This is a genomic window from Alteromonas sp. AWJ4_199 (assembly GCF_056159165.1).
Map to the genome: position 1 here is coordinate 20800 of NZ_JBSWUR010000003.1, position 26978 is coordinate 47777.

Sequence of the window (26978 nt, forward strand, 5' to 3'; positions counted from 1 at the left end):
AGGCCCTGCTTAGTTTTCTAAACAGGGCTTTTTTCTTTTCATAGCCCTTGAAAAAAGTAGCTTATGCTTCAATTGCATGACAGTTTTATTTATTGGAATAAGATAGCTATTTTAAATAGCAAAATCGCATACTACTTTTAAATTTAAATATGTTATCGTTCTATGCAGAAAAATAACCCACATATAACTTTTTTGTATATAACATAAAATTCGGACTTCAAAATGACTGCTAGTATCCCGTCTGTAACGCATTTGAAACAACTCGAAGCCGAGAGTATTCAAATTTTCCGTGAGGTCGCTGCTGAGTTTGAAAACCCAGTAATGCTTTACTCTGTAGGAAAAGACTCTTCAGTGCTGCTTCACCTTGCCCGTAAAGCGTTCGCGCCAGGCAAAATTCCTTTTCCACTTCTACACGTAGACACCACGTGGAAGTTTGGCGAAATGATTAAGTTCCGTGACGAACAAGCTAAGAAGCACGGTTTTGATTTACTTGTTCACATTAATGAAGAAGGTGTTGAAGCTGGCGTTGGCCCATTTAGCCACGGTTCAGCAAAACATACTGACATCATGAAGACCCAAGCGCTTAAGCAAGCGCTGAACAAATATAAGTTTGACGCAGCGTTTGGTGGCGCTCGACGCGACGAGGAAAAATCACGTGCCAAAGAACGTGTTTATTCATTCCGCGACAGCAACCACCGCTGGGACCCTAAGAACCAGCGCCCAGAACTTTGGAATATCTACAACTCACAAGTTAACAAAGGCGAAAGCATCCGCGTTTTCCCAATGTCTAACTGGACTGAGCTAGATATCTGGCAATACATTTACCTAGAAAATATCGATATCCCTCAACTGTACCTTTCTAAGCCTCGCCCTGTGGTAGAGCGTGATGGCGTGCTTATCATGGTTGATGACGACCGTATGCCGCTTGAAGAAGGTGAAGTTCCAGAAATGCGCTCTGTACGTTTCCGTACCCTTGGCTGTTACCCATTGACCGGTGCGGTAGAGTCAGAAGCTGCGACCTTACCTGAAGTTATTCAGGAAATGCTGCTGACCAAAACGTCTGAACGCCAGGGCCGAGTTATCGACCACGACAGCGCAGGCTCTATGGAGAAGAAGAAAATGGAAGGGTACTTCTAATGGCCACAGACAACGTTGTTTGGCATAAACACGAAGTCAACAAAACCACTCGCTCTGAGAAGCTAGGTCAAACGCCCCGTGTATTTTGGCTTACGGGTTTAAGCGGCTCTGGTAAATCAACATTAGCCAACTTGCTTGAGAAAAAGCTTCACGAGCAAAACAAGCACACGTACTTGCTTGATGGCGACAACGTACGTCACGGCTTATGCGGCGACTTAGGCTTTAGCGACAAAGATCGCGTTGAAAATATTCGCCGCATCAGTGAAGTTGCGAAGCTATTCGTCGACGCAGGTACTCTTGTGCTTACCGCTTTCATCTCTCCGTTTAAGGCAGACCGCGATTACTGCCGTAGCCTAATGGAAGACGATGAATTTGTAGAAGTGTTTGTCGATACACCCCTTGAAGTGTGTGAAAAACGCGACCCGAAAGGGCTATACAAGAAAGCACGTAGCGGTGAAATTAAGGATTTCACAGGTATTGATTCAGCCTATGAAGCACCTGAAGCGCCAGAAGTACACTTAACCTATCAGGATGAACCAGCAGAGCAAACCGCTGAGCGATTGTATGCTTTGCTACAAGAAAAGGGATTGGTGTAATGACACAGCCTTTAAATACCCTTGCACAAAAAGTGCTAGCTATCGCCAAAGAAGCCGGCGATAAGATAATGGCCATTTACGAGAAAGACTTCGCCATTTATGAAAAGCAGGATACCAGCCCGCTAACAGAAGCTGACCTTGCCGCCCATAACGTAATCGTTAAAGCCCTTGAAGCTGAATCTGACCTGCCGATTCTTTCTGAAGAGTCAGCAGATATTTCATGGGAAGAGCGCAAAACGTGGTCGTCATACTGGCTGGTAGACCCGCTAGACGGCACTAAAGAGTTTATTAAGAAAAACGGTGAGTTTACGGTAAATATTGCACTTATCGAAAACGGTAAACCGACCATGGGTGTGGTTTACGCGCCAGCACTAAACAAAAGCTACGTAGGTATTGTTGGTGAAGGTGCGTGGACTGAAGTAAATGGCGAATTTACCGCTATTTCTGCGCGCAAGCACGATGGTGCACAAGTGTGGAAAGTGGTAGGTAGTCGTTCTCACCAAAGCCCTGAAATTCAGAATTTATTGGCGCAGCTTGAAGGTGAAACCGAGCTTGTGGCGATGGGCAGTTCACTGAAGCTTTGCTTAGTGGCAGAAGGCGAAGCACATCTTTACCCTCGATTAGGCCCAACATCTGAATGGGATACAGGTGCAGCGCACGCCGTCGCATTAGCGGCAGGAGCAAACGTAACCGTACTTGACCCTGAAAATCCATTAGATGACAACGCTGACGCTCTTACGTACAACCAAAAAGAGTCTGTGTTAAACCCCTTTTTCCTTGTGAGCGCATAACATGAACAATGAAAACGAATTATTAAGACAGGACGTTCTGTCTTACCTTGAGCAACACGAAAAGAAAGACATGCTACGTTTCCTTACCTGCGGTAGCGTAGACGACGGTAAGAGTACCCTTATTGGTCGCTTACTTCACGATTCAAAAATGATTTATGAAGACCAGCTTGCCGCTATCACTAAAGACAGCAAAAAAGTGGGCACTACAGGCGAGAAAGTTGACCTTGCCCTTCTTGTAGACGGCCTTCAGTCTGAACGTGAACAAGGTATTACAATTGACGTAGCATACCGCTACTTCTCTACCGACAAGCGTAAATTTATTATCGCTGATACCCCAGGGCATGAGCAGTACACGCGCAACATGGTAACTGGCGCGTCAACGTGCGACCTTGCTATTATCCTTGTTGATGCACGTGGTGGCGTTAAAGTGCAAACCAAGCGTCACTCATTCCTAGTTTCACTTCTAGGTATTAAGCACGTTATTGTTGCTATCAACAAAATGGACTTAATGGACTATTCAGAAGAAGTGTACAAGCAGATTCAGGAAGATTACCTGAAGTTTGCTGAACAGCTTGATATTCCTGATATTCAGTTTGTTCCTATTTCAGCGCTTGAAGGCGATAACGTGGTAGGTGTAAGTGAAAAAACACCTTGGTTTGACGGCACGCCACTAATGGAAATGCTAGAAAATATTGAAATTGGTGAAGATGACAATCAAGAAGATTTCCGCTTCCCTGTACAGTATGTTAACCGCCCTAACCTAGACTTCCGTGGCTTTGCCGGTACGGTAGTATCAGGCCAGGTTGCACCAGGCGATGAAGTGACGGCACTTCCTTCAGGTAAGAAATCAAAAGTTAAGCAAGTGGTTACATTTGAAGGCGATCAAGAACGCGCTTATGTACCTCAAGCGGTTACGCTAACCCTTGAAGACGAAATTGATATCTCTCGTGGCGACATGATTGTGAAATCAGACAACTTGCCACTGCTTAACACCCAGTTCAAAACACATTTAGTGTGGATGTCTGAAGAGCCGCTAATGCCAAACAAGCAATACTTGTTTAAGTTCGCGACTAAGTCAACGCCAGGGGTTGTTGCTCATATCGATAATCAAATTGATGTGAACACGCTTGAAGAAACAGATGCCATGCACCTAAATCTTAACGAAATTGGTGTGGTAGACGTTAAGTTCACTCAGCCAGTCGCCTGTGACCCGTACAAGCGCAACCGTCCTACAGGTTCATTCATTGTTATCGACCGTTTAACCAATGGTACGGTAGGTGCAGGTATGATCATCGACCAAATAGCGGGTGATGCACAACATACTTCGCCTAACTTCTCTGAGTTTGAACTTGAATTCAATGCATTAGTTCGCAAGCACTTCCCGCATTGGAACTCTGTGGATATCAGTAAACTATAAGCAGGACTGGAGCAATATGGATGTGACCCAGTTCATCGTACTGGCAATTTTTGTCAGTACGATATGTGCGCTGATTTTTACCAGTCAGCGCCCTTCTACTGTGTTTTCTGGTGCAGTGTTAGCTTTACTGGTTACCCAGCAGTTATCTCTTGATGACATCTTGCTAAATTTAACAAACAAGGGGCTTATTACCCTTGTTTTGTTGCTTTTGGTAAGCAGTGCAATTGATAAAACAGCGCTAATAAAACGCCTAGGTAGAAAACTTGTTAGTGCTAACTTTACGCATTCTTACTGGCGACTGTTCTCACTTACTTTTGTTTCTTCAGCGCTACTCAATAACACCGCTATTGTGGCTAGCCTTATTGGCCCTATAAAACAAAACCAATATCACCCCGCTTCCCGACTACTGATCCCGCTCTCGTACGCTGCAATACTCGGTGGCACGGTGACTTTAATTGGTACCTCAACTAACCTTATTGTAGATAGCTTTCTACAAGAGCACGGGCACCCTGGCTTCAATTTCTTCGACTTCACTCTGTATGGCTCTATTGCTGGGCTAAGCTGTGGCCTTCTCATGTTCATGTTATTACCTTTGCTACCTAATATTGGCAACAAGAACAATAACTATCATGAGTATATGGTTGAAGCAGAAGTCGAAGCAGTTTCAGAGCTCATCGGCAAAACCGTAGAACAAAACCATTTACGTAACTTACCAGAACTCTTTTTGGTTGAAGTGGTGCGCAATGGCAACCTGATATCTCCTGTTGGGCCTGATCTGGTTATTCTGGAAAACGACAAACTGATCTTCTCTGGCAATGTCCAAAAGCTAGATAACTTAAGCCATATAAAAGGATTAAGCATGTTCGCAGAAACTGATGGTGTTTTGCGTGAAAGCTTAACGGAAGTTGTAGTAGCCAACCGCGCTCAAATAATTGGGCAAACCATTAAGAACCTTGGTTTCAGAGCGCTGTTCGATGCCGCTGTCGTCGCTATTCGCCGCGATGGAGAGCAACTATCAGGGAAGTTAGGCGAAATAAAGCTTCAGGCGGGAGACTTCTTGCTTTTAGCTACGGGCCCAGACTTTGCGACTCGTCAAAACTTAAACAAAAACTTTTTCATTTTGTCTGAGCAAAAAATTGCCCGCCCATTAACCAATAAGCAAGAGTGGATCACCCTTGGTGGTTTCCTTACGACTGTGTTATTAGCCGCGACTAATGTCATTTCATTGGCTATTGGTTTATTGTTCTTAGCTGCGGTGCTTATCGGCGTTAGGGTTACGTCAAACGGCGAAATGAAGCGAAACCTGCCGCTAAACTTGATTGTTGTAATAGTCGGTGCGCTAAGTTTAGCCACTGCGCTCGAAAACTCTGGGGTCATTACCACTACAACCGAAGCGCTCATGCCTCTTTTGGCGGGCACTGATTGGTTTGTGGCGCTCGTGGTTATCTACTTGCTAACCTTACTTTTAACTGAGTTCGTTACCAACAATGCAGCTGCGGCATTAATGTTCCCGTTTGCTTATGGGCTAGTGCAAATTATCGGCGCACCGCTAATGCCATTTGCTTTAGCCGTTGCCTTTGCGGCAAGCGCGAGCTTTATATCGCCATTTGGCTACCAAACCAACCTCTTGGTTTACAATGCTGCCAACTACAAATTTGCGCACTTTATAAAGATAGGGTTACCTATATCTGTAATGTACAGCACAATAGTGCTAACGCTGCTGAATATAACTTATCTATAGGCTGTGTACGGTCTTACTAGCATAAAAAACAAAAGGGAAGCCTAGCTTCCCTTTTTACTGCTCTTTAACCGAATCTGCGCGCTACAATTAACTAACTTTATTCATTTTCCCTTACAAAAAAATGACTCTTTATCAGAATCTTGTGCTGTACATAATGTGTGCCCGCCAGTAATCTTTATACTTATCTACGTGTTAACGAACAATAATTTACAGCATTGTTTTACACAAAACCTAAGTAGCAAATAAAAACTAAGAAAGAGGAGCAAGGGATGCACACTGTGACGAATCCTTTTCAAGCGTGTAATGATATCTTTTTTAAACCGAATGGTGTCTTTAAAGCAGTTGGTGAGCACAACAACTGGAGCTGGATGCCGTTTGTCTTGGTTATGACTATCACACTAGTATCACAATATCTTTATGTGAACTTTGTCGACATTGAGTGGTTTGCAGAAATGAACATCGCTTCACAGGGCGATATGAGCCCGGCTGAAGAAGAGCAGATGAAGTCTTTTTTCACAAGAGATGCGCTACTTTGGTCTTCTATTATCGGCGCTTTTTTTGTTCCTATCATTGTTAACGCTGTTTATGCCGTTTACGTAAACTTGATGACACGTTCAGATGACAGTCATGTTTTCGGTTTTACTGACTGGTACGGTTTTGCGTGGTGGCTTTCAATGCCTTATGTGCTGACTGGTTTGGTTGGCGTTGCTCTGCTGTTGTTTGCTGGCGACCATCAGGTAGCGCCATCAATCTTGTCGCCAGCGTCTCTTGGGTATATTGCGAATATCCCGATGGACTCGCCTTGGTACGCTTTCGGACAAGCTTTAAGATTAGAGCTTTTTTGGGGAATTTATTTGGCCACCGTAGGCATCTCGCAGTGGACGTCTTTTCCTCTTAAGAAAGCGGCACTCATTGCAAGCGCCCCGTATGTGGTTATCTACGGTATTTGGTTGATTGCTTTAGCGCTATTCTAAAAAAATCACTTTCAATAGCCCGCTTTCCACTTGGCTATTTGTTGTCGCTGCCCCGATAAAACGGAGGCAGCGACAAGCTCCTACCTAAAATTTAAATTTTCGAAGCTTAATTTAAAAAACGCGGTGCACAAGTCAACGGGCCCAAGCCCTTTAAGACCACAAAGGTAGCTGAATTGTCGGCTTACTTCCCTCGCGTAGCGGTTTAAAATAGTCTTTATTCTGATAAAACGTTTCATCTTGTTGACTGTGCCACAAAGGAACACCAAGCAAAGGCAATGGCTTTAAAAGCGGTGTTTTTTCAAAATAATTTAACGCTTTGATGCGTGCTGTCATCGCATCGTCTAACAGCAAGCGCTGCTGCCATTTATTGAGACGGCTAAAACCATATGGTACAGCTACTGCTAACCACTTGCCTGTAAGACCTATAAATGGGTTTAACATCATTTCCAAATTCGCGTGTCCGAAGATAAAAGGGCTAACCTGTGTGTGCCACAGCACCCGTTTTTCGACAAAGACACGCTCCCACTGATGGGATGCTAATTCCGCTAAAAACGTTTCAAGGGTGTCACTATCACATGACGCACCTTGCATGGCCTTACCTGTCGCTTTGCTATATGAGTTAGCAAGTGTTGCTGTTCGCTTAGGCTTATTTAAAGCAGTGTTCTCAGAGGCTTCAATCGCAAGGACTACACCACACTCATCGAAGTGAGTAATGCGATTGCGGCGCGCCGTTCTGGGGTTTACACCGTGCGCATTGATATCACTAATATGTAGCGCGTTTAACAAAGATTTTGTTTTTGGAAACTGCAGCCAGATAAGTGCATTAAACAAGTCGTGCCAGCTATGCTCTCGGGTAGGAACTACACCGTCTTCGCTAATGATGGTCTCGTAATACCGCTCGTCATCATGTGAAAACTGGCTTTGTCCCTTAAACAAGGGGCCTTGCCAATGATCATAATATCGAGTCGTTAATTCATTTAGCTGTTCAGGCGTAGGAAATTCGTCGTTACTAAGCAAGCCAACCTCTTCAAGAAGCGCCGTAACCGGTTTACTGGCGTGTTTTAGTAAGTAGTCTTTACAGAAGGGGATTGAGTTTGATTGCATATCAACTATTGGTTCGCTTTGGGGTTTTCTCTATACTGGTCGCGTATTGTAGAGCAAACAGAGACTAACAATGAAAAAAATGTTTTTGCCATTGCTTGTACCTACCCTTTTAGGCGTAAGTGCTTGCACACCTAACAACGACAGCACCACGACAAACGATAAAGCGCAGAAAACTATGCCTGTGGCTTCTAACTTCGACAGTGTTTATAACAGCATTTCTGATGCTGATATCCGCGAGCCGTTAAAAGTCTTGTCTTCCGATGAGTTTGAAGGTCGTTTACCAACGACTGAAGGTGAAAAGAAAACCATTGATTACTTGGTCAGTGAATTTACTAAAGCAGGTCTTAAGCCGGGTAATGGCGATAGCTTCCTTCAAAAAGTTGCGCTTATGGAAATCACAGCTGATCCAGATATGACCATGAGCATAGGCGACAATATCTTTGCCTACAAAGAGCAAATGGTTGCCTCTTCGAAGCGTGAGCAAAGCTCGGTATCTCTTGAAGATTCCGAACTGGTGTTCGTTGGTTACGGCGTTAATGCACCAGAATACGACTGGAACGATTACGAAGGGTTGGATGTTAAGGGCAAAACCGTGGTTATGCTAATCAACGACCCTGGTTTTGAAAACCCAGAAAGCGGTAAGTTTCAAGGTACTACCATGACCTATTATGGCCGTTGGAGTTACAAATACGAAGAGGCGAGTCGACAAGGGGCGGCGGGTGCCATTATCGTTCACGAAACCGCGCCAGCGTCTTATGGCTGGTCTGTTGTTGCAAACAGCTGGAGTGGTCCGCAGTACGGTTTAGTTAGTGCCGATAAAGGCGCGAGCCGCGTTGCTGTTGAAGGTTGGCTTACGTTAGATGCTGCGAAAAAAGTGTTTGCTGATGCCGGCCTTGATTTTGATGCCGAAAAAGCTAATGCCATGCAAGGTCCATATAGCAAAGCGATGGATATCAAAGCCTCGGTTACCGTAAAAAACACGTTCAAAAAGTCAGAAAGCAACAATGTAATCGCCACATTACCGGGTACCGAGTTTCCTGATGAGCATATTATCTACACGGCACATTGGGATCATCTAGGTAAAGATGAGAGCAAAGAAGGCGACCAAATCTATAACGGCGCGCACGACAACGCCACAGGTACTGCAGCAATGCTTGCTATGGCTAAAGCCTATTCAGAACTTACGCCTGCACCAAAACGCTCGGTATCATTTTTAGTGGTAACCGCTGAAGAACAAGGGCTATTGGGCAGTAAGTTTTATGCCAGCAACCCCGTTATTCCTATTGAAAATACCGTTGCGAACATCAATATGGATGCAATGAACGTTTTGGGTAAAACCAAGAACGTGGCGGTTGTAGGCATGGGCAAATCAGAAATGGAAGACTACCTTGAAGCCGCTGCAGTTAAGCAAGGCCGAACGCTTACCCAAGAAGACCGACCTGAAGCAGGTTACTACTACCGTTCTGACCACTTCAGCTTTGCTAAACAAGGTGTACCAGCACTTTATGCAGAGGGCGGCAATGAGCCAGCAGATGAAGAAACGGCTAAGTACAGAAAACGTATGAACGTTATCGTGACAGGCTGCTACCATCAAGTGTGCGACCAATATCGCGATGACTGGGACTTAAGCGGCATTGTACAAGACACGCAGATGCTGTTTGATGTGGGTGTCGGCGTTGCGAATGCTGACACTTGGCCTAAATGGAATGAAGCAAGTGAGTTTCAGCGCAAAAATTAATATCCGCTCTGACTTCTAAGCGTCAAAAATGCTTAGTTATGCAGTAAAACTAAAAGGGCCTTTTTACAGGCCCTTTCTTACTTCTCTTTACTATATCACTGCTTCAAGCGGCTTCGAATTGCTATTTTTTACTATTCAGAAAACTCACGGGCTATTTAGTTGACATAATAATTATGCATTCTAAATAGGATAAAAATGTTAATAAACGGCTGTTTTGAGATAAAAGGAATAAGTATTTCCATTTTCTCATCATAATCTACTTGCAATTTCCTGTCAGACTGGCACATTCAAGGCACGCGAAAAAAGAATAAAAACAATCCTTCGCTCACTCGTACGCGAGTACCGACAGAAAAAACTTCTATTATTTTTTTCAACAAGTGAACAGAGAGAATCCGTTATATGTGTGGTATTTTCGGTATCCTTGATATCAAAACCGATGTGTCTGAACTCAGAACCCAAGCCCTCGATTTATCAAAACTATTGCGCCACCGTGGCCCTGACTGGTCGGGTATCTGGAATAATGACAATACCATTCTTTGTCACGAAAGACTGGCGATTGTCGACGTAGATACAGGGGCACAGCCTCTTATCAGCCAAAACGATAAGCAAATTCTTGCGGTTAACGGCGAGATTTATAATCACAAGCAGCTAGCCGCTGACTTAGATGAGCCGTATCCATTTAAAACCCGTTCAGATTGTGAAGTTATCCTTCCGCTTTTTCAGCAAAAAGGCATCGACTTTATTGATGACCTAGAAGGCATGTTCGCGTTTATTCTTTACGATGAAGAACAAGACGCTTACCTGATTGCCCGTGACCACATTGGTATTATCCCGCTTTATACGGGTTACGATGAACACGGAAACTTCTATGTTTCGTCAGAAATGAAAGCACTAGCGGGCGTATGTAAGACAATTAGTGAATTCCCTCCAGGTCACTACCTGTGGAGCAAAGAAGGAAAAATCACTAAGTACTACAAACGCGACTGGATGGAATACGACAACGTAAAAGACAACACAAGCGATTTAGACGAGCTTCGTGTAGCGTTTGAGAAAGCGGTGAAGTCACACATGATGTCTGACGTGCCTTACGCAGTTCTGTTGTCTGGTGGTCTAGACTCATCACTGGTTTCTGCTGTGGCTGCACAGTACGTAGCCAAACGTGTCGAAGATGAAGACAAGACTGACGCGTGGTGGCCACGCCTTCACAGTTTTGCTGTAGGTCTTGAAGGTGCTCCTGACCTTAAAGCTGCGAAGAAAGTGGCGGATATGATTGGTACCGTTCACCATGAAATCCATTTCACCATTCAAGAAGGTTTAGATGCCATCCGTGATGTTATCTTCCATCTTGAGACCTACGATACAACCACTATCCGCGCCGCTACCCCTATGTACCTTATGACCCGCAAGATTAAAGCAATGGGTATAAAGATGGTGCTTTCGGGTGAAGGCTCTGATGAAATCTTTGGTGGCTATCTGTATTTCCATAAGGCGCCAAATGCCAAAGAGTTCCACGAAGAAACGGTACGTAAGCTGGATCGTCTTCACATGTTTGACTGTGCTCGCGCCAACAAAGCGACGTCAGCATGGGGTGTTGAAGCACGTGTTCCTTTCTTAGATAAGAACTTTATTGACGTAGCCATGCGCCTAAACCCACAAGACAAGATGTGTCTTGATGGAAAAATGGAGAAGTGGATCCTTCGTAAAGCATTTGATAACGGCGAAACCCTTCCCGCGGAAGTATTGTGGCGCCAGAAAGAACAGTTTGGTGACGGTGTAGGTTATTCGTGGATTGACTCAATTCGCGACTTTGTGGAAAACGAAGTAACCGACCAACAACTGGCTACTGCTGAATTCCGCTTCCCAGTGAATACGCCTGACACCAAAGAAGGCTATTACTACCGTACTATTTTCGAGAGCTACTTCCCTCAAGAAAGTGCCGCGCGCTGCGTACCTGGCGGTAAGTCAATCGCCTGTAGTACTGCAGAAGCTCTTGAATGGGACGAGAGCTTTAAGAACAATGCCGACCCATCTGGTCGCTCAATGAAAGATGTTCACGCTGGCGAGTCTTAATAGACGCCTAAATAAAGATATGTATAAAACGCAGCTTAGGCTGCGTTTTTTATTTCTGTTTAACTCTTTATAACGTAGGTTTATACCAGAGTGCAGAATTAGTGAGAGGCGTCTCAATAGGAAGCAATGGGTTTTCCAGAGTAAATATTTTGCGCTCACTAACGTCTAGAGACTCTAAGATAGGCGCATAGGTAGACTCAAACAAGGCGTCAAATGAACCGTCTTCTATAGCTCTATTTAGGCCAGTCTGAATGAGGTTTTCTAATGTTTTATTATTCCCATTAACGAAGTAGTACATTGCTGTCGGGTAATAAAGGGCCATTGAAGGCTCGAGGTAGAGATTAGTGCGACGGCCTTCTTCCTCGAGTTCTGCGCTCACCTCCATCACCGAGCGGGGGAAAAAGTCACCTTTGCCCTGTTTAATCATGTCATACGCTTCACGAAATTCAGGCACGGTGAAAACATTGAACCCGTTAGCTTGCAAAATCTTAGTATCTGGCCACTCTTCTCCTTGGATAGGAACAAGTTTACGCATATCGTTCAACGACAATACATCATCAAACTTCGACTTTTTGTCTTCGTTAATAACAAAGACGCGAAAGCCAATAAGCCCTTTGGCGATAGGTATTCGAATAGGAGTCAGCTCTTTTTCGCGCTGGTTATCTGTCATGCTCCACACAACGTTAACTTCTCTATTCTCACGTAGCTGGCGCATAGCCTTACTCGTCAGTAAGATGCGATCCGAAGGGCGAAGCTCGTAATTGACACCTGTTTTATCGAGAGCGAGTTTCAATAAAGCAATAGGATATTGTGCACGTGCATCGGAGTCGTCGATCGGCCTGGGATAGGTAATCGTCCATGTAGCGCCATCTGCCATTGGTACAATAGCCCAAAGACATAGAGCAATAGCTGCAGTAACGGCTTTTTTAAGCAAGTTGAAGCTGTGCATTTTCTTTATGCCCACGTTGAATTAAAGAGTGAGTTATAGAGTGAGCTGAGTACTCTTGATCGCGTTTTATTCTTTTAAAAGGCAGATATGTATTAAACATTTATTCAATGCCAATGTATTTGTGTGTTTGTAAAGATAGCCGCCAGTTGCGCTCAATACAAGTCCGCACAGCGAGTTCAGTTGCTCTCTTCTGCTGGCTAATTGGTTGTAAACAAACCTGTTTTCCTTCCAGCGATGATACGCTGCTCAGCAGAGCGTCAAGTTCATCAATATGCTTTTGCATAGCAATAGGATGCTTAATTTCGTTTGCTCTTTCTAAAGCACTGACTAAAACGTCGTATCCACCTTTCATATTTATTTTAGGTGAAACAGTTACGTAAGTGCGCTCATCACAGAGCACTTCAAAGGTGCCGCTGGTTTCAATTTGCGTGGTGTAACCACTATTGTGTAGCAGGGTTGTCAATGGGCGTAAATCGTACATACAAGGCTCACCTCCAGTGATGACTACGTGTTTTGCCACGTATCCTTGCTTACTAAATTCGGCCAGCAAGGCGTCTTCACTTGAGATGAAATAACTTTCTGACTCTTCGCCTTTGGTTATCACAGCCTGAGGCGAAACACTTAAATCAGGTTTAATTTCCCACGTATGTTTAGTATCACACCATGGGCAGCCTACAGGGCAGCCCTGCAGACGAACAAAAATAGAAGGTATACCTGTGTGAGCACCTTCACCCTGGATAGTTTCAAACATCTCATTGATGTTTAATGTGGACATTACAGACAATTTGACACCCTTTAACGATTGTATGTTGGGATTTTACCAAGGATCACATAAAATTCGGGGATAATTTCTTAAATCTTCAAAAACTATGTCAGAAAACGTTGTTGTTATCTATTCAGGAGGCATGGACTCTTTCACTGTACTGCACAAAGCGCTAAAGGCAGGCAAAAAAGTCCACGCATTAAGCTTTAACTATGGTCAGCGCCACAAGAAAGAGCTCGACTATGCAGCGAACGTGTGTAAATCACTTAATGTGCCTCACAAGATTGTTGATATTAGCGCTATTAATACACTTATTGGTGGCTCTGCCCTGACGTCAGATATCGATGTGCCTGAAGGTCATTATGAAGAGCCAAGCATGAAACAAACCGTAGTGCCTAACCGCAACATGATATTGCTGTCGTTGGCGGTTGGCTATGCAGTGAGTTTGGATGCCAATGAAGTCTATTATGGTGCACACTCTGGTGACCACGCCATTTATCCCGACTGCCGCCCAGAATTCGTGCATAAAATGAATGACGTATGCGGTATTGCTAACTACACCCCTGTTACCATAATGACGCCCTATATCGACGACAGCAAAACAGCCATTTTGACTGACGGCTTGTCGATGGGTTTGGACTATGGGCAAACATGGACATGCTACAACGGCAGAGAGAAAGCGTGCGGGAAATGCGGTGCATGTGAAGAGCGTTTAGAAGCTTTTAAGGAAAACAACGCTACCGACCCACTAGAGTACGAATAAGTACTGCTCATACAAATAAACATACTCAATAAAAAACACCTCTTGTTCCCTGCGTATTTATGAACGCTTTAGAACAAGAGGTGTTTTTATATTAGCTGTATTGATGAAACTACTTCTGGCTTTCAGAAATAAAATAACTTAACTCTTTAATGCAGTGGCGTAATACCGGGTTTAACCGCGTGTTTTTGCCGTTCATCACAAACAACTCGTGGCTAAAGTTAAAAAGACTCCCTTGAGCAATAGGCACAAGCCCTAACGCCGCTCCCTGCTCTTTCGCCATATAATCGGGTAATAAACCGATATATTCGCCCGTCATAATTGCGGACATTGCGGCGTCAAAAGAATCAGAAAAGGTTTGAATAGATAGCCTGGTTTCATCTTCAATATAGTTAGCCGACGAAAGGCCAGCGATACCAATCGCAGGATAGTCACCAATTTTCACATTTTCTGGCAATTCAGTATCGCGATACTTGGCCAATGGATGGGTTGGCGCGCAATATAAGCGCCCTTCAGTTTCGATCCCCACTGGGTGAAAAGTGACGGATTCTGGCTTTACCATGTCATAGGTTGAAACCACAAGGTGGCACTCTCCCGATAACGCTACATGTTCTACTTCGTTGTATAGGCGAGTTTGGATATTCACATGAATATCGTCAAACTTCTTCATCGTACTTTTAACCGCTTTACTAACGGCCAAGTGCATTGATAGCGGAAGGCCTGCCATTAACACGAGCGTGATATGGCCAGAATAATCATCGTGTAGCGATTTTAAATTGAAAACAAAGTTGTCGAAGGCATTGAAGATGCGCTTGGTTTCTTGAAAAACCACCTCACCTTCTTTTGTCATTTGAAAGCCACCACGACCACGATGACATAGCACCAAATCCAAACGCTCTTCGAGCTTTTTAATGGCGGCACTGATATTTGGACGTTGCATTCGCAACACAGGTTCAGCTGCAGTAAATCCGTTGCAGCTCGCTACAGCATAAAACACACGCAGTAGCTTGATATCTGACTCCTGAAGACGATTAAGCATGTTAGCACCTGTTTTTAGGTATAGTTATAGATACTCTAATAAGAACTATATGTAACTAATCGTGCTATTACAACGACATTTTGCTGCTTTTCGTCTCATTTAATAATAAAAAAACAACTTCTCTGTTTCGTAAATAGTTATCTACAGGAATATTTTTACATAAGTAAAAAGAACATAAGCAAAGGTGAAGAGCAAGTAGAGATGTGTTATTCAAATTTATACGAAACATGTGTTTAGGAGGTTTTATGGCAATTTTTAACTCACGATTTGAATAAAAAATGCCTGCGCAAGTAAAGCGCCCCCAATAAGTACTGAGGGCGTTGACTGGGTAAAATGCTTAAGAAAGCGCAACTACCTGTTTTCTAATTGATTCAATATCGTCACGAAGTGACGCCGCTTTTTCAAACTCAAGCTCACGCGCATATTCAAACATCTGCTTTTCAAGCTCCGTGATTTGGTCCATTAATTCAGTAGCACTTGCTGTTTTCTGTTGCTTCTTCTTCTCTTCAACTTTGCGCAGTCTGACTTTTCCAGACGCTGGGTGCGCGCTGTCGCCTAAGTCCATAATATCGGTAATAGGCTTGTTAAGTCGCATTGGCGTTATACCATTTGCCTCATTATGCGCCATTTGCTTCTCACGACGGCGCTCAGTCTCGTCCATCGCTTTTTTCATCGACTTGGTAATACTGTCAGCGTACAAAATAGCTTTACCATTCACATGACGCGCGGCTCTACCAATAGTCTGGATTAACGAACGTTCAGCGCGCAAGAAGCCTTCTTTATCGGCATCTAAGATAGCCACCAGCGACACTTCCGGCATGTCTAAACCTTCACGTAAAAGGTTAATACCTACCAACACGTCGAATTTACCCAGTCGCAAGTCTCGGATTATTTCAATTCGCTCTACGGTATCGATATCCGAATGCAGATAACGAACTTTAACGCCGTGCTCATTTAAATACTCGCTTAAATCTTCAGCCATACGCTTGGTTAAGGTAGTAATAAGCACACGTTCGTCAAGCGCTACCCGCTTTTGAATTTCAGACAGGACATCATCAACCTGAGTGGCTACAGGACGTACTTCAATAACAGGGTCTAGCAGACCCGTTGGACGCACAACCTGCTCAACTATCTCACCATCGGTTTTCTTAAGTTCATAGTCGCCCGGCGTAGCAGAAACATAAATAGTTTGAGGGCAAATTTGCTCAAATTCTTCAAACTTTAGCGGGCGATTGTCTAACGCAGACGGCAATCTGAAACCAAATTCAACTAGGGTTTCTTTCCTAGAGCGATCACCACGGTACATGGCCCCTACTTGAGAAACGGTAACGTGAGACTCATCGATAAACATCAGACCGTCTGCTGGGAAGTAATCTAATAAAGTTGGAGGTGGCTCGCCCGGCGCTCGTCCCGATAAATAGCGGGAATAGTTTTCAATACCCGAACAATATCCAAGCTCCATCATCATTTCGATATCAAACTGGGTACGTTGTGAGATACGCTGCTCTTCAATAAGCTTATTCGTTTCTTGAAGCTGCTTTTTGCGATCGCCCAATTCGTCCTTTATATGCTCAATCGCATTCAGAATTTTCTCTCGCGGTGTTACATAGTGCGTTTTTGGAAAAACCGTCGCGCGAATAACAGACTTATCCACTGCGCCCGTTAACGGGTCGAACAGACTTATCTTATCTATTTCATCGTCAAACAGTTCTACCCTTACGGCTTGCTTTTCAGAGTCGGCAGGAAAGATATCGATGACATCGCCACGCACGCGGAATGTACCCCGTTCAAAGGCCAAATCGTTACGCTTGTACTGCAGTTCAGCAAGGCGACGTAAAATATCACGCTGATCCATGGTGTCGCCCTGTCGAAGGTGCAACAGCATTTTCATATAGGATTCAGGGTCACCCAAGCCATAAATAGCCGACACGCTGGCCACAATGACTACGTCCCGGCGCTCCATCAGTGCCTTGGTAGCTGATAACCGCATTTGCTCAATGTGGTCATTAATAGACGCGTCTTTCTCAATAAAGGTATCGGTACTTGGAACGTAGGCTTCTGGCTGATAATAATCGTAATATGAAACAAAGTACTCTACGGCGTTATTGGGGAAAAACTCTTTCATTTCACCGTAAAGTTGAGCCGCTAATGTTTTGTTGTGTGCCAGTATAAGGGTGGGTCGCTGCACTTCTTTGATGACGTTAGCCATAGTAAAGGTTTTACCTGACCCTGTAACACCCAGCAATGTCTGACCGGCCAAGCCACTCTCAAGTCCATCCACTAAAGCTTCGATGGCCTTAGGCTGGTCACCAGCTGGTTTGTATTTAGAATGAAGCTCAAACCCTCTACTCATTTATTTAACCTTTCCTTTAGCTTACTGCTTAAATATTGCTTGTGTACACATCTGTTAAAAAAGACGTGCTAACCGGGATTGGCATTCGCCGCATTAAGAATTTACTGTGTCTGCCTCAAGCTGAGCTAACGCGCGCTTGAAAACAACAAGTGAAACACATGCCATTGCAATATTAGCAATGACGGTTCCGGCAAATAGCCCTTTTAGGTCGAAGAAAAAGCTACCCGCAACGCTAATTGGTACGAAGAAAACAAATAAGCGGATGACACTTAATATCAATGCTGTCATGGGGCGGTGCATAGCGTTTAACGATGAGTTAGTCAGAATGATAATTCCCTGCATGCCGTAACCTAACGGCACTATCATCAAAAACAGCTGTATTAATACGCTAACTTCGACTTCATTAGCAAAAGCGACGGCTATCCAGCTAGACAGTGCCCACATGACAAGAAAAATGCCAAACTGCCAAATAAGAACAAACTTCAATGTAAGCGAATATGCTTTTTTTACGCGCTCTACCTGCCCTGCCCCTACGTTTTGACTTATAAAAGGAGGCAGTGTCATAGAAAGTGCTAGCACGATAATACTAGCAATGGACTCCATTCTATTACCCACTCCCCAAGCTGCAACCGCTTCAGCACCGTAACCAGCGACTACAGCTGTCATTACACCACCAGCGACAGGGGTAAGCATGTTCGCACCTGCCGCGGGCAGTCCTATCTTGAGAATTTCACGGCTGCTATCACGCAACTCCGAAAGCGTGAGCAATCTAGGTAACATAAGCTTTCGGCGAACAGCCAAAATATAAAGTATCCACAAAGCGCCAACAATCCACGCGATAAAGGTGGCCAGAGCCGCACCTTTTATTCCCATCGCAGGGATGGGCCCAAGTCCGAATATAAAAATAGGGTCTAGCAACGCATTTAGTCCCCCTCCCGCAGCCATTACAATACTTGGCGTTCGGGTATCACCACATGCGCGTAGTACACTATTGCCCACCATAGGCATAGCTAAAAAGATGCTCGACAAATACCAGAGCCCCATATAATCAGATATATATGGCATTAAATTGTCTGTCGCATTAAGCAATTTGAACACAGGCTCTATGGTAAAAAAGCCAATCATTGCTAATGTCCCTACCAGTAGAACAGACAGCATAAGCGAGCCTGTAGCATAGTGCTGGGACTTGGTTATTTCCTTACTACCCTGCAACTTCCCTATTATTGCTGAGGTTCCTATACCTAAACCAATATTCAGACTGATTACTGTGAAGGTCACTGGAAAGGTAAAACTTATAGCAGCTAGAGGGTCTGTGCCCAGCAAGCTGACGAAAAAGGTATCGATAAGTCCGAAGCTCATCATCATTACCATTCCTAATATCATAGGAATAGTCATACGCTTTAACGTAGTACCTATATCTCCTCCCAATAAGTCGGAAGTACGTTGTTTAGCGTTACTTTTTATCACTAGTTCTCCGGCTGACTAAATTCCCCTAATTAATTGCACGCTAGTGTAAAACGGTGAACGCTATTTAGCCATTCAGTTTCGATAAACAAAGCAAAGATCAAGAGGGAGAGAAGAAATATGGTGTTTTTAATGAAAATGCATGCGCTGTACGAATTTGTTCATTATTCGCTAAAAACACTACTTTATATAAATTTGTACACAATAAATATGTGAGTAATTCCGTGACAGTTTAGTTTCTATTCCATTTCACTTTTAATATAGTCACTCCTGAAGTTCGATCACATTAAGTTTTCACCGCTTAACGATTGAAAGAACAACAAAAATGTTAATAACTTGTAAGGCACTCACGAATAGCACGGATTTAGTTGGATAGCATTTAGTCATTCGTTGAATTAACACACAAGCTACTTTTTGTTCAACCGATCTATTTAGATCGAGAGTAACGATCACAAAAATAGACCTAAGTCTTTGTATATTATATTTTATTATAGCCTGAAACGCACGATTCACCCAGATCAAGTTATACCTGATCTATTAAAAATCGTAGACGAATCTAAGCTATCAACATAGTTATCCACAGATTTAGTGGATAACTACCGCCAGACCATATTCGGCGGGATTTTGTGCTCGATTAATTTCCCATCACGTAAGTGGTGACTAACCTTTTAATCCTCAGGTACAGGTTACAGATTTATTAAAGGCTGTACATAATAACAGTATGGAAGCAATTTTTTATTCTTTTTAGTTATATCCATTGCACTTAATGAGATATAAAAGAAAAAAGAAAAATCCATTTAACTATAAGCAAAAAGCACACTTGTTTATAAGCAAAGATGTAATAATGGACAGTTATTAACCATCACTTTCTCAGCATTGACGACAATTTGAACACAAAGGCGCTAAAAAGCTATTTTTTGCGCAGTCAGCACAAATATTTCATTTATGTTGTTGACAGTTCCCAAGTACGTCTTTAATATTCGCCTCCGTTGAAGCACAGGTCCCCCTTAGCTCAGTTGGTTAGAGCGACGGACTGTTAATCCGCAGGTCCCCCGTTCGAGTCGGGGAGGGGGAGCCAACTTCAGCAAACAACTTAGGTGTCGATTCCCCCTTAGCTCAGTTGGTTAGAGCGACGGACTGTTAATCCGCAGGTCCCCCGTTCGAGTCGGGGAGGGGGAGCCACTTAGTTGGCTCTTAATCGCCTCACCCACTTCATTCTATTTTAATTCCTAAAACAACGCGTTTAGACATTAAATAACCCTAATTCAATCAAGTTGTTAAACCCGTTCTAAAAAGGGATAATAGACCTAATCTGTTTTTCTTTTTAATTCGCGGGCATTGTCCGTCAAGATTCCTCAAAGGAATTGCGTTATTCATGACTGAATTTTTACTGCTATTGATTGGTACAGTACTGGTTAACAACTTTGTGTTGGTTAAGTTTCTCGGCTTGTGCCCGTTCATGGGTGTGTCTGGCAAACTGGAAACCGCCATGGGTATGTCTATGGCCACCACATTTGTTCTCACGCTTGCCTCTGCATCGAGCTACCTAGTGGAAACCTATTTACTTGCTCCACTGGGCATCGGTTACCTTAGAACGCTGGCCTTTATTCTTGTTATCGCGGTGGTGGTTCAGTTCACAGAAATGGTCGTGCACAAAACCAGCCCTACCTTATATAGGCTGCTAGGTATATTTCTCCCTCTTATCACAACCAACTGTGCAGTCCTTGGTGTAGCGCTATTAAACCTTACCGAACAGCATAATTTCATGCAGAGTCTTATTTATGGTTTCGGCGCTGCTGTGGGGTTCTCTCTTGTACTGGTGTTATTTGCGGCCATGCGTGAGCGTTTGGCTGCTGCTGACGTACCGGTCTCATTCAAAGGGGCATCAATTGCCATGATTACCGCAGGCCTCATGTCCCTTGCATTTATGGGATTTAGTGGATTGGTGAAGGTGTAATGTCAATGTCTACTGCGATCATACTTGCCGTTATTGCTATTGGCGTCCTCGCCCTTATTTTTGGCCTAGTCTTGGGCTATGCGAGCATTCGCTTTAAAGTAGAGGGCGACCCACTTGTCGAGCAAATTGATGCTGTGTTACCACAAACCCAATGTGGTCAATGTGGTTATCCAGGTTGTAAACCTTATGCTGAAGCCATTGCAGATGGCGATGACATTAATAAATGTCCTCCGGGCGGTGAAGCAACGATCAAAAAACTTGCAGACTTAATGGGTGTTGAACCCAAGCCCCTTGATGCAGCGCACGGCGAGGAAGACGTCAAAAAAGTTGCTTTCATTCGAGAAGATGAGTGCATCGGCTGTACCAAATGTATTCAAGCCTGCCCTGTCGATGCCATTTTAGGTGCCGCCAAACATATGCACACAGTTATTACCGACGAATGTACAGGATGTGACTTATGTGTAGACCCCTGCCCTGTGGACTGCATTGACATGGTGCCAATAGTTCAAACTACTTCTACATGGAAGTGGGATTTCGAATCATCACCTAAAGGTGATATCCCTATCAAAATGGTATCGTAATTGTGATGTATCCAAGTTTTGATTCAATTATAGAAGCGCTTGAGGCGGGGAAGCTGTACTCATTTCCAGGTGGTGTGCATCCTGACGATAAAAAATCACTTTCTAATACCTCGGTAATTAAAAAGCCATCGTTGCCTGAGTTATTGGTAGTACCATTGCGCCAGCACATTGGTTCAGACGGAATATGCTGCGTAGAAGTTGGCGAAACCGTGTTAAAAGGCCAAATTCTGTCGCAAAGCTCCTCGCCTTTTTCGGTACCTGTACACGCTCCCACCTCTGGAGAAGTCGTTGCAATAGCGCCGCATGTTGTAGCGCACCCTAGCGGCTTAACAGAAATGTGTATATCGATACGCCCGGATGGGAAAGACACATGGGCCGACCTGTCGCCCATCGCTAATTACAGCGAGCTTGATAAAAACAAACTTATTGAAGCTATCTGCCAGGCAGGAATTTCAGGAATGGGTGGCGCAGGCTTTCCGACCCATATTAAAACCTCAACATCTAAACCTGTTGAGTTTCTTATTTTAAATGGGATTGAGTGTGAACCTTATATCACGTCTGATGATCGATTGATGCGTGAGCACGCGTGGCAAATACGCCAGGGTCTAGATATTCTTACTCACCTTATTGGGCCGAAAGCCATAGTAGTTGCGGTTGAAGACAACAAGCCCGAAGCTTTCGAGGCACTCAATATTGCCTGTCAGGATAAGAAAGATTACCGCGTTGTTAGCGTTGAAACTAAATACCCTGCCGGCGGCGAAAAACAGCTGATTCAGGTTCTAACTGGCCGAGAAGTTCCAAGAAATGGATTGCCTGCTGACGTAGGGGTGATGATGTTCAACGTGGCTACCTGCTATGCTATTGCAGATGCTATTCTACACGGCAAGCCGCTGATTGAACGTGTTGTTACCGTAACTGGTGAAGCCGTTGAATCACCAAGCAATTTTAGAGCGTTGCTGGGTACGCCCGTCTCTCATCTATTGGATGAAGCAAACTACAATCCGAAAAAACAAAAAGCACCTAAAGTGATTATGGGCGGGCCTATGATGGGCTTTACCTTATCAGACGCTACAATCCCCGTGGTGAAAACCACCAACTGTTTGCTGGTTCCAGCAAAAAAAGAGCTGGTAGACGACAATGCAGAGCGCCCCTGTATTCGCTGTAGTGCATGCGCCGACGCATGCCCTGCGTCATTGCTTCCCCAACAGATGTTTTGGCACGCCAAAGCAAAAGAATACGATAAAGCCGAAGAATACGACCTTTTCGACTGTATAGAGTGCGGTGCATGTGCTTACGTTTGCCCCAGCGAGATCCCACTGGTGCATTACTATCGCCAAGCTAAATCTGAAATACGCATTCAGCGCGATGAAAAGAACAAAGCTGAGAAGGCCAAACAGCGTTTTGAAGCGCGTAAAGAGCGTTTAGAGCGTGAAAAACTGGAGCGAGAAGCAAAGCATAGAAAAGCAAAAGAGGCGCGGTTAGCCGCAAATAAAGCCAAAGAACAAAATGCTGCAGCTGTAGATAATGCAAATAACTCGGCTGACGCTGCCGCAACTGAAGCAAAGGATAAAGTAGCGGCGGCGCTTGCACGGGCGAAAGCGAAAAAAGCGGCAATGCAGGCCAAGGCTAAGGACGAAAATACACCAGTAAACGCTGACGAGCCTAGCTCACCGGCAGACGATAAAAAAGCTCAGGTAGCCGCGGCAATTGCCAGAGCAAAGGCGAAGAAAGCAGCCCGAACTCAAGGTTCAGAGCAAGCTGAAAACGCCACTGAGTCAGCGGCTCAGGCACCTTCGCCAGAAGATGACAAAAAGGCCAAAGTTGCCGCAGCTATCGCCAGAGCGAAAGCGAAGAAAGCAGCTCAAGCTGGCCAGCATTCAGATGCGTCAACAGAAAACCAAGCGGGTTCTCAAGACGAAAAAAATGCTGTTCTTTCAAATTCTGAGACATCAAATTCTGAGCCTTCAAATACTGAAACTAACGCAGACCTATCAGTTGAGGAACAGAAAAAAGCGCGAATTGCTGCGGCCGTTGCTAGAGCAAAAGCGCAAAAAGCAGCTAAAAATAACGCGAGTGGCCAATCTGAGCAGGCTACGCCCACTCAATTAGACGAGCAGCAAGACAATCAGTCTGAAGAAGCGCTAGGTGGAATGGATGCTAAGGATGAAAAGAAGGCTAGGATAGCTGCTGCCGTTGCTAAAGCGAAAGCCAAAAAGGCTGCGTCGCAAAAAGCACAAGCATCTAGCCCTGTTAGTGAAGCTGACACAGACAGCCAAGACGTTAGCTTGCAAACAGAAGCGGATCCTCAAAGCGTCAACGGCCAAGATAATGGTGCTCAGGATAACAAGGCTTTAAATTCATCTAGCAACTTGAGCGAAGCGGAACAGAAAAAGGCCCGCATTGCTGCCGCCGTGGCGAAAGCAAAAGCCAAAAAAGCGGCCAAACAGGAAGGGAATCTAGAGGACAATATAGAAGGCGAGCACGAAGATGCTAGCGATAGTGATCTCAGCATGGAGGCTGCTTCAACGCAAAAAGCGCAAGATGAAACCAGCACGCCTAATGAGAATACTAACGACGCTCCATCTAAAGGTGACGCCGACGGGAAAAAAGCGCGTATAGCTGCCGCAGTGGCAAAGGCCAAAGCAAAGAAACTTGCTCAAAGCGGGAATGAAGATTTAGCGTTCTCACAAGATACTGCTGAACAACAAAGCGACAAAGATACAGAGCAGAGCGAGACGCCTAATAATGTAGAACAAACAACAAGTGCGCAAACAACTTCTCAACACACTGCTCAAGATGAAAAGAAAGCACGTATAGCGGCAGCCATTGCAAAAGCAAAAGCGAAAAAAGCGGCGGCTGAACAAGAGAAAGAATCAGAATGAAGTTAAGTCTATCGAGTTCACCACACCAACGGGTTAAACGCGATACCGGACAGGTCATGCGCATGGTCATTTACGCCATGCTCCCAGGCATGATAGCCCAATCTATTTTTTTTGGTTGGGGCATGCTTATTCAAGCGGTTATTGCGGTAGCAAGTGCACTAGTTATTGAAGGGGTTATTTTATATCTAAGAAAACGCCCTATCGAACGCACTCTTACTGATTACAGTGCGGTTTTAACCGGCTTGTTAATCGCGATTAGTATTCCACCTACTCTGCCATGGTGGATGACGGTGACAGGCGTTTTCTTCGCCATTGCGGTAGCTAAACAGGTGTACGGTGGACTTGGCTTTAATATTTTCAACCCAGCCATGATTGCTTACGTGGTGCTGCTTATTTCATTCCCGGCAGCCATGAGCCTATGGCTGCCTCCCGCGACTCACGCTGGCATCACGCCAAGCTTTTTAGATTCGGCTTCACTCATCTTTACTGGTTTTACTACCAGTGGATACGATGTCACTCAACTCAAAACCATTGCCGATGGTGTAACCATGGCAACACCGTTAGATACATTGAAAACCGACCTAACGCAAGGCGTAACCTACTCAGAGTCATTAGCTAAACCTATCTTCGATGGCGGTATATTCGAAGCCGCCGGTGCAGGATGGGGCATAGTAAGTCTTGCTTATTTACTCGGTGGTCTCTACCTATGGAAAACCCGCGTTATTAGCTGGCACATCCCAGGCGGCATGCTGCTGAGCGTATTCGTTTGTGCATCACTTCTTCATTTAGTTCACGCCGACTACTATGCTTCACCGCTATTCCACCTGTTTAATGGGGCAGTAATGGTAGGCGCATTCTTTATCGCCACCGACCCGGTTTCAGCGTCAACAACCCCAAAAGGCCGAATTATATTTGGAGCTGCCATTGGTTTTTGGGTAGTTATAATACGTACATTTGGTGGTTACCCCGATGCGGTGGCGTTTGCGGTGATCATTATGAATATGGCGGTACCGCTTATTGACTATTACACCCGCCCTCGTGTTTACGGTAAAAATGTGGGCAAAGGCCGAGGTAAGCAATAATGATGAAAGAAAGCTTGGCCAAAAACGGCCTTATGTTAGGTGCGTTTGCCGTTGTTACCACAGCGTTGATAGCATTAACTTTTTTTGGTACACAAGACAAAATTGAGCAACAGAAGCAGCAAAAATTACTAAGCGTACTGAATGAAGTCGTACCTAGCGAATTCCATGACAATGCTCTGTACGCCAACTGCACAGAAGTCAATGCCCCTGAACTGGGCATAAAAAAAGCCCATAAGATATACCGTGCCACGCTAAGCGGCCAACCTAGCGCGCTTGTGCTGGAAGCCACCGCTCCAGATGGTTATAGCGGTAATATAGATATTGTTGTTGGTGTAAAAGTGGATGCACCAGTTAGTGCAAACACACAAAGCAGCTCGAGTACCGAATCGCTCGACAGTGAGAGCGAAAATCTCAATACCACCGCGTTAGCGCTCTCGGATATGACCGAGCTTAATTCAACACCTCAGAGATCATCAGAGCAAGACGAGAATGCGCCCGATATTTCTGCGCCCAATACTAATAGAATAAGTATGACGGTACTTGGCGTACGCGTTATCGAACATAAAGAAACCCCTGGGCTTGGTGATAAAATAGAGCTTGCAGTAAGCAATTGGATCACAAGCTTCAGCGGCAAGTCTTTCTCACCAGATAACCTAGCTCCATGGCAAGTCAAAAAAGATGGCGGCGAATTTGACCAATTCACAGGCGCTACAATAACGCCAAGAGCGGTAGTCTCAGCGGTACGTGAAGCTTTACTTTACGCTCAGGCTAACCAAAGTGCGCTATTCTCCGCTCCCAACACCTGTGCAACAACAGATTCGGTTGAAACGATAGATGCCGTTAACGTGGATGAAACGCAACCTTATAGTGTAGAGGAGTTACAACGTGACTGACTTTCGCGACCTGTCCTTGCAAGGGCTTTGGAAGAACAACCCTGCGCTAGTACAGCTGTTAGGATTGTGCCCCCTACTAGCCGTTACCGCTACCTTCATTAATGGTTTAGGGCTTGGCCTTGCTACCATGTTGGTTTTAATTGGCAGTAACATTACCGTTTCACTCGTTCGAAATGTGGTAAGAAACGAGATTCGCATCCCTGTTTTCGTTATGATTATTGCAGCATTTGTAACCATTGTTCAGCTTCTAATGAATGCCTATACCTACGACCTTTACTTAGCGTTAGGTATTTTCATTCCACTGATTGTAACTAACTGCGCCATTATAGGTCGCGCCGAGGCCTTCGCATCGAAAAACGGGCCCCTTGCGTCCGCATACGATGGGTTCATGATGGGCTTAGGCTTTACTGCTGTGTTGGTGGTACTAGGCGGCATGCGAGAAATACTAGGTGCGGGTACGTTATTAGCGGGTGCAGATAGGCTATTTGGACCCATTGCTGCGAATTGGACTATTACACTTTTCAACACAGAAAACCCATTTTTGCTTGCGATATTACCGCCGGGTGCGTTTTTAGGCATGGGACTTCTTATTGCTATTAAAAACAGCATAGATGCTAAATTAGCAGCTAAACAAACATCGCCTGCAGTGAAAGCAGAGCGCGTGCGTGTTACTGCAGAGAGTTAAAT

At 44.6% G+C, this 26978-nt stretch carries 21 protein-coding genes and 2 tRNA genes; 17 read left to right on the forward strand and 6 right to left on the reverse strand.

Going from position 1 to position 26978, the window contains the following annotated elements; translation table 11 throughout:
* Nucleotides 1-222: 222 nt before the first annotated feature.
* From cysD to ACXAER_RS17190, 6 genes are all read left to right on the forward strand, one after another.
* Entirely contained in the window at nt 223-1137 is a 915-nt protein-coding gene (gene cysD / locus ACXAER_RS17165) for a sulfate adenylyltransferase subunit CysD (RefSeq protein ID WP_014948797.1), read from the forward strand.
* The gene (gene cysC / locus ACXAER_RS17170; RefSeq protein ID WP_474831302.1) at nt 1137-1733 is read left to right on the forward strand and encodes an adenylyl-sulfate kinase; all 597 of its coding nucleotides are present in this window, start codon (nt 1137-1139) and stop codon (nt 1731-1733) included. Before cysD ends, cysC begins: the two co-directional genes overlap by 1 nt.
* Nucleotides 1733-2524 carry a 3'(2'),5'-bisphosphate nucleotidase CysQ gene (gene cysQ, locus ACXAER_RS17175; protein WP_474831303.1) on the forward strand — a complete coding sequence of 264 codons (792 nt, stop codon included), beginning with the start codon at nt 1733-1735 and terminating at the stop codon, nt 2522-2524. Before cysC ends, cysQ begins: the two co-directional genes overlap by 1 nt.
* A 1-nt stretch (nt 2525) precedes the next feature.
* Nucleotides 2526-3941, forward strand: a complete 1416-nt coding sequence (gene cysN, locus ACXAER_RS17180) for a sulfate adenylyltransferase subunit CysN (RefSeq protein WP_474831304.1) — start codon at nt 2526-2528, stop codon at nt 3939-3941.
* 16 nt (nt 3942-3957) lie between these two features.
* Nucleotides 3958-5682, forward strand: coding sequence for an SLC13 family permease (locus tag ACXAER_RS17185; RefSeq protein WP_474831305.1), 1725 nt, complete (start codon nt 3958-3960; stop codon nt 5680-5682).
* Between the two features lie 269 nt (nt 5683-5951).
* Nucleotides 5952-6656 carry a YIP1 family protein gene (locus ACXAER_RS17190; RefSeq protein WP_474831306.1) on the forward strand — a complete coding sequence of 235 codons (705 nt, stop codon included), beginning with the start codon at nt 5952-5954 and terminating at the stop codon, nt 6654-6656.
* 150 nt (nt 6657-6806) lie between these two features.
* Here the strand turns inward: ACXAER_RS17190 and ACXAER_RS17195 are convergent, their stop codons facing one another.
* Nucleotides 6807-7760 (reverse strand): DUF3025 domain-containing protein, encoded by a 954-nt coding sequence (locus tag ACXAER_RS17195; protein WP_474831307.1) that lies wholly within the window; start codon nt 7758-7760, stop codon nt 6807-6809.
* Between the two features lie 70 nt (nt 7761-7830).
* Between ACXAER_RS17195 and ACXAER_RS17200 the strand changes: the two genes are divergently transcribed.
* Nucleotides 7831-9498 (forward strand): M28 family metallopeptidase, encoded by a 1668-nt coding sequence (locus tag ACXAER_RS17200; RefSeq protein ID WP_474831308.1) that lies wholly within the window; start codon nt 7831-7833, stop codon nt 9496-9498.
* Nucleotides 9499-9897: 399 nt separating this feature from the next.
* Nucleotides 9898-11568 (forward strand): asparagine synthase B, encoded by a 1671-nt coding sequence (gene asnB / locus ACXAER_RS17205; RefSeq protein WP_118489858.1) that lies wholly within the window; start codon nt 9898-9900, stop codon nt 11566-11568.
* 67 nt (nt 11569-11635) lie between these two features.
* Here the strand turns inward: asnB and ACXAER_RS17210 are convergent, their stop codons facing one another.
* Together ACXAER_RS17210 and queE are read right to left on the reverse strand one after the other, a co-directional pair.
* The gene (locus ACXAER_RS17210) at nt 11636-12517 is read right to left on the reverse strand and encodes a type 2 periplasmic-binding domain-containing protein (protein ID WP_474831309.1); all 882 of its coding nucleotides are present in this window, start codon (nt 12515-12517) and stop codon (nt 11636-11638) included.
* Nucleotides 12518-12617: 100 nt separating this feature from the next.
* Entirely contained in the window at nt 12618-13292 is a 675-nt protein-coding gene (gene queE / locus ACXAER_RS17215) for a 7-carboxy-7-deazaguanine synthase QueE (RefSeq protein WP_474831310.1), read from the reverse strand.
* 94 nt (nt 13293-13386) lie between these two features.
* Between queE and queC the strand changes: the two genes are divergently transcribed.
* A complete protein-coding gene (queC, locus tag ACXAER_RS17220; RefSeq protein WP_334057735.1) occupies nt 13387-14043 on the forward strand; it encodes a 7-cyano-7-deazaguanine synthase QueC in 657 nt (218 codons plus the stop codon).
* 109 nt (nt 14044-14152) lie between these two features.
* Here queC and ACXAER_RS17225 read toward each other — a convergent pair whose 3' ends face one another.
* The 3 genes from ACXAER_RS17225 to ACXAER_RS17235 all read right to left on the reverse strand — a co-directional run bounded on the left by ACXAER_RS17225 (nt 14153) and on the right by ACXAER_RS17235 (nt 18899).
* Complete coding sequence (locus ACXAER_RS17225; protein WP_474831311.1) at nt 14153-15079, reverse strand: LysR family transcriptional regulator; 927 nt, start codon at nt 15077-15079, stop codon at nt 14153-14155.
* 337 nt (nt 15080-15416) lie between these two features.
* Complete coding sequence (gene uvrB, locus ACXAER_RS17230) at nt 15417-17432, reverse strand: excinuclease ABC subunit UvrB (protein ID WP_474831312.1); 2016 nt, start codon at nt 17430-17432, stop codon at nt 15417-15419.
* A gap of 93 nt (nt 17433-17525) precedes the next feature.
* The gene (locus tag ACXAER_RS17235; protein WP_474831313.1) at nt 17526-18899 is read right to left on the reverse strand and encodes an MATE family efflux transporter; all 1374 of its coding nucleotides are present in this window, start codon (nt 18897-18899) and stop codon (nt 17526-17528) included.
* A gap of 998 nt (nt 18900-19897) precedes the next feature.
* Here ACXAER_RS17235 and ACXAER_RS17240 point away from each other — a divergent pair.
* The 8 genes from ACXAER_RS17240 (at nt 19898) to ACXAER_RS17275 (ending at nt 26976) form a co-directional block, all read left to right on the forward strand.
* Nucleotides 19898-19974, forward strand: a tRNA-Asn gene (locus ACXAER_RS17240).
* A gap of 27 nt (nt 19975-20001) precedes the next feature.
* Nucleotides 20002-20078, forward strand: a tRNA-Asn gene (locus ACXAER_RS17245).
* 193 nt (nt 20079-20271) lie between these two features.
* Nucleotides 20272-20853, forward strand: a complete 582-nt coding sequence (rsxA, locus tag ACXAER_RS17250; RefSeq protein ID WP_014975993.1) for an electron transport complex subunit RsxA — start codon at nt 20272-20274, stop codon at nt 20851-20853.
* Nucleotides 20853-21434, forward strand: a complete 582-nt coding sequence (gene rsxB / locus ACXAER_RS17255; protein WP_118489864.1) for an electron transport complex subunit RsxB — start codon at nt 20853-20855, stop codon at nt 21432-21434. Before rsxA ends, rsxB begins: the two co-directional genes overlap by 1 nt.
* 5 nt (nt 21435-21439) lie before the next feature.
* The gene (gene rsxC / locus ACXAER_RS17260; protein ID WP_474831671.1) at nt 21440-24316 is read left to right on the forward strand and encodes an electron transport complex subunit RsxC; all 2877 of its coding nucleotides are present in this window, start codon (nt 21440-21442) and stop codon (nt 24314-24316) included.
* A complete protein-coding gene (rsxD, locus tag ACXAER_RS17265; protein ID WP_474831314.1) occupies nt 24313-25398 on the forward strand; it encodes an electron transport complex subunit RsxD in 1086 nt (361 codons plus the stop codon). The genes rsxC and rsxD overlap by 4 nt, the downstream gene beginning before the upstream one ends.
* Nucleotides 25398-26291, forward strand: a complete 894-nt coding sequence (locus ACXAER_RS17270; protein WP_474831315.1) for an RnfABCDGE type electron transport complex subunit G — start codon at nt 25398-25400, stop codon at nt 26289-26291. The genes rsxD and ACXAER_RS17270 overlap by 1 nt, the downstream gene beginning before the upstream one ends.
* Nucleotides 26284-26976 carry an electron transport complex subunit E gene (locus ACXAER_RS17275; RefSeq protein ID WP_179982766.1) on the forward strand — a complete coding sequence of 231 codons (693 nt, stop codon included), beginning with the start codon at nt 26284-26286 and terminating at the stop codon, nt 26974-26976. Before ACXAER_RS17270 ends, ACXAER_RS17275 begins: the two co-directional genes overlap by 8 nt.
* The last annotated feature ends 2 nt before the right edge of the window (nt 26977-26978 follow it).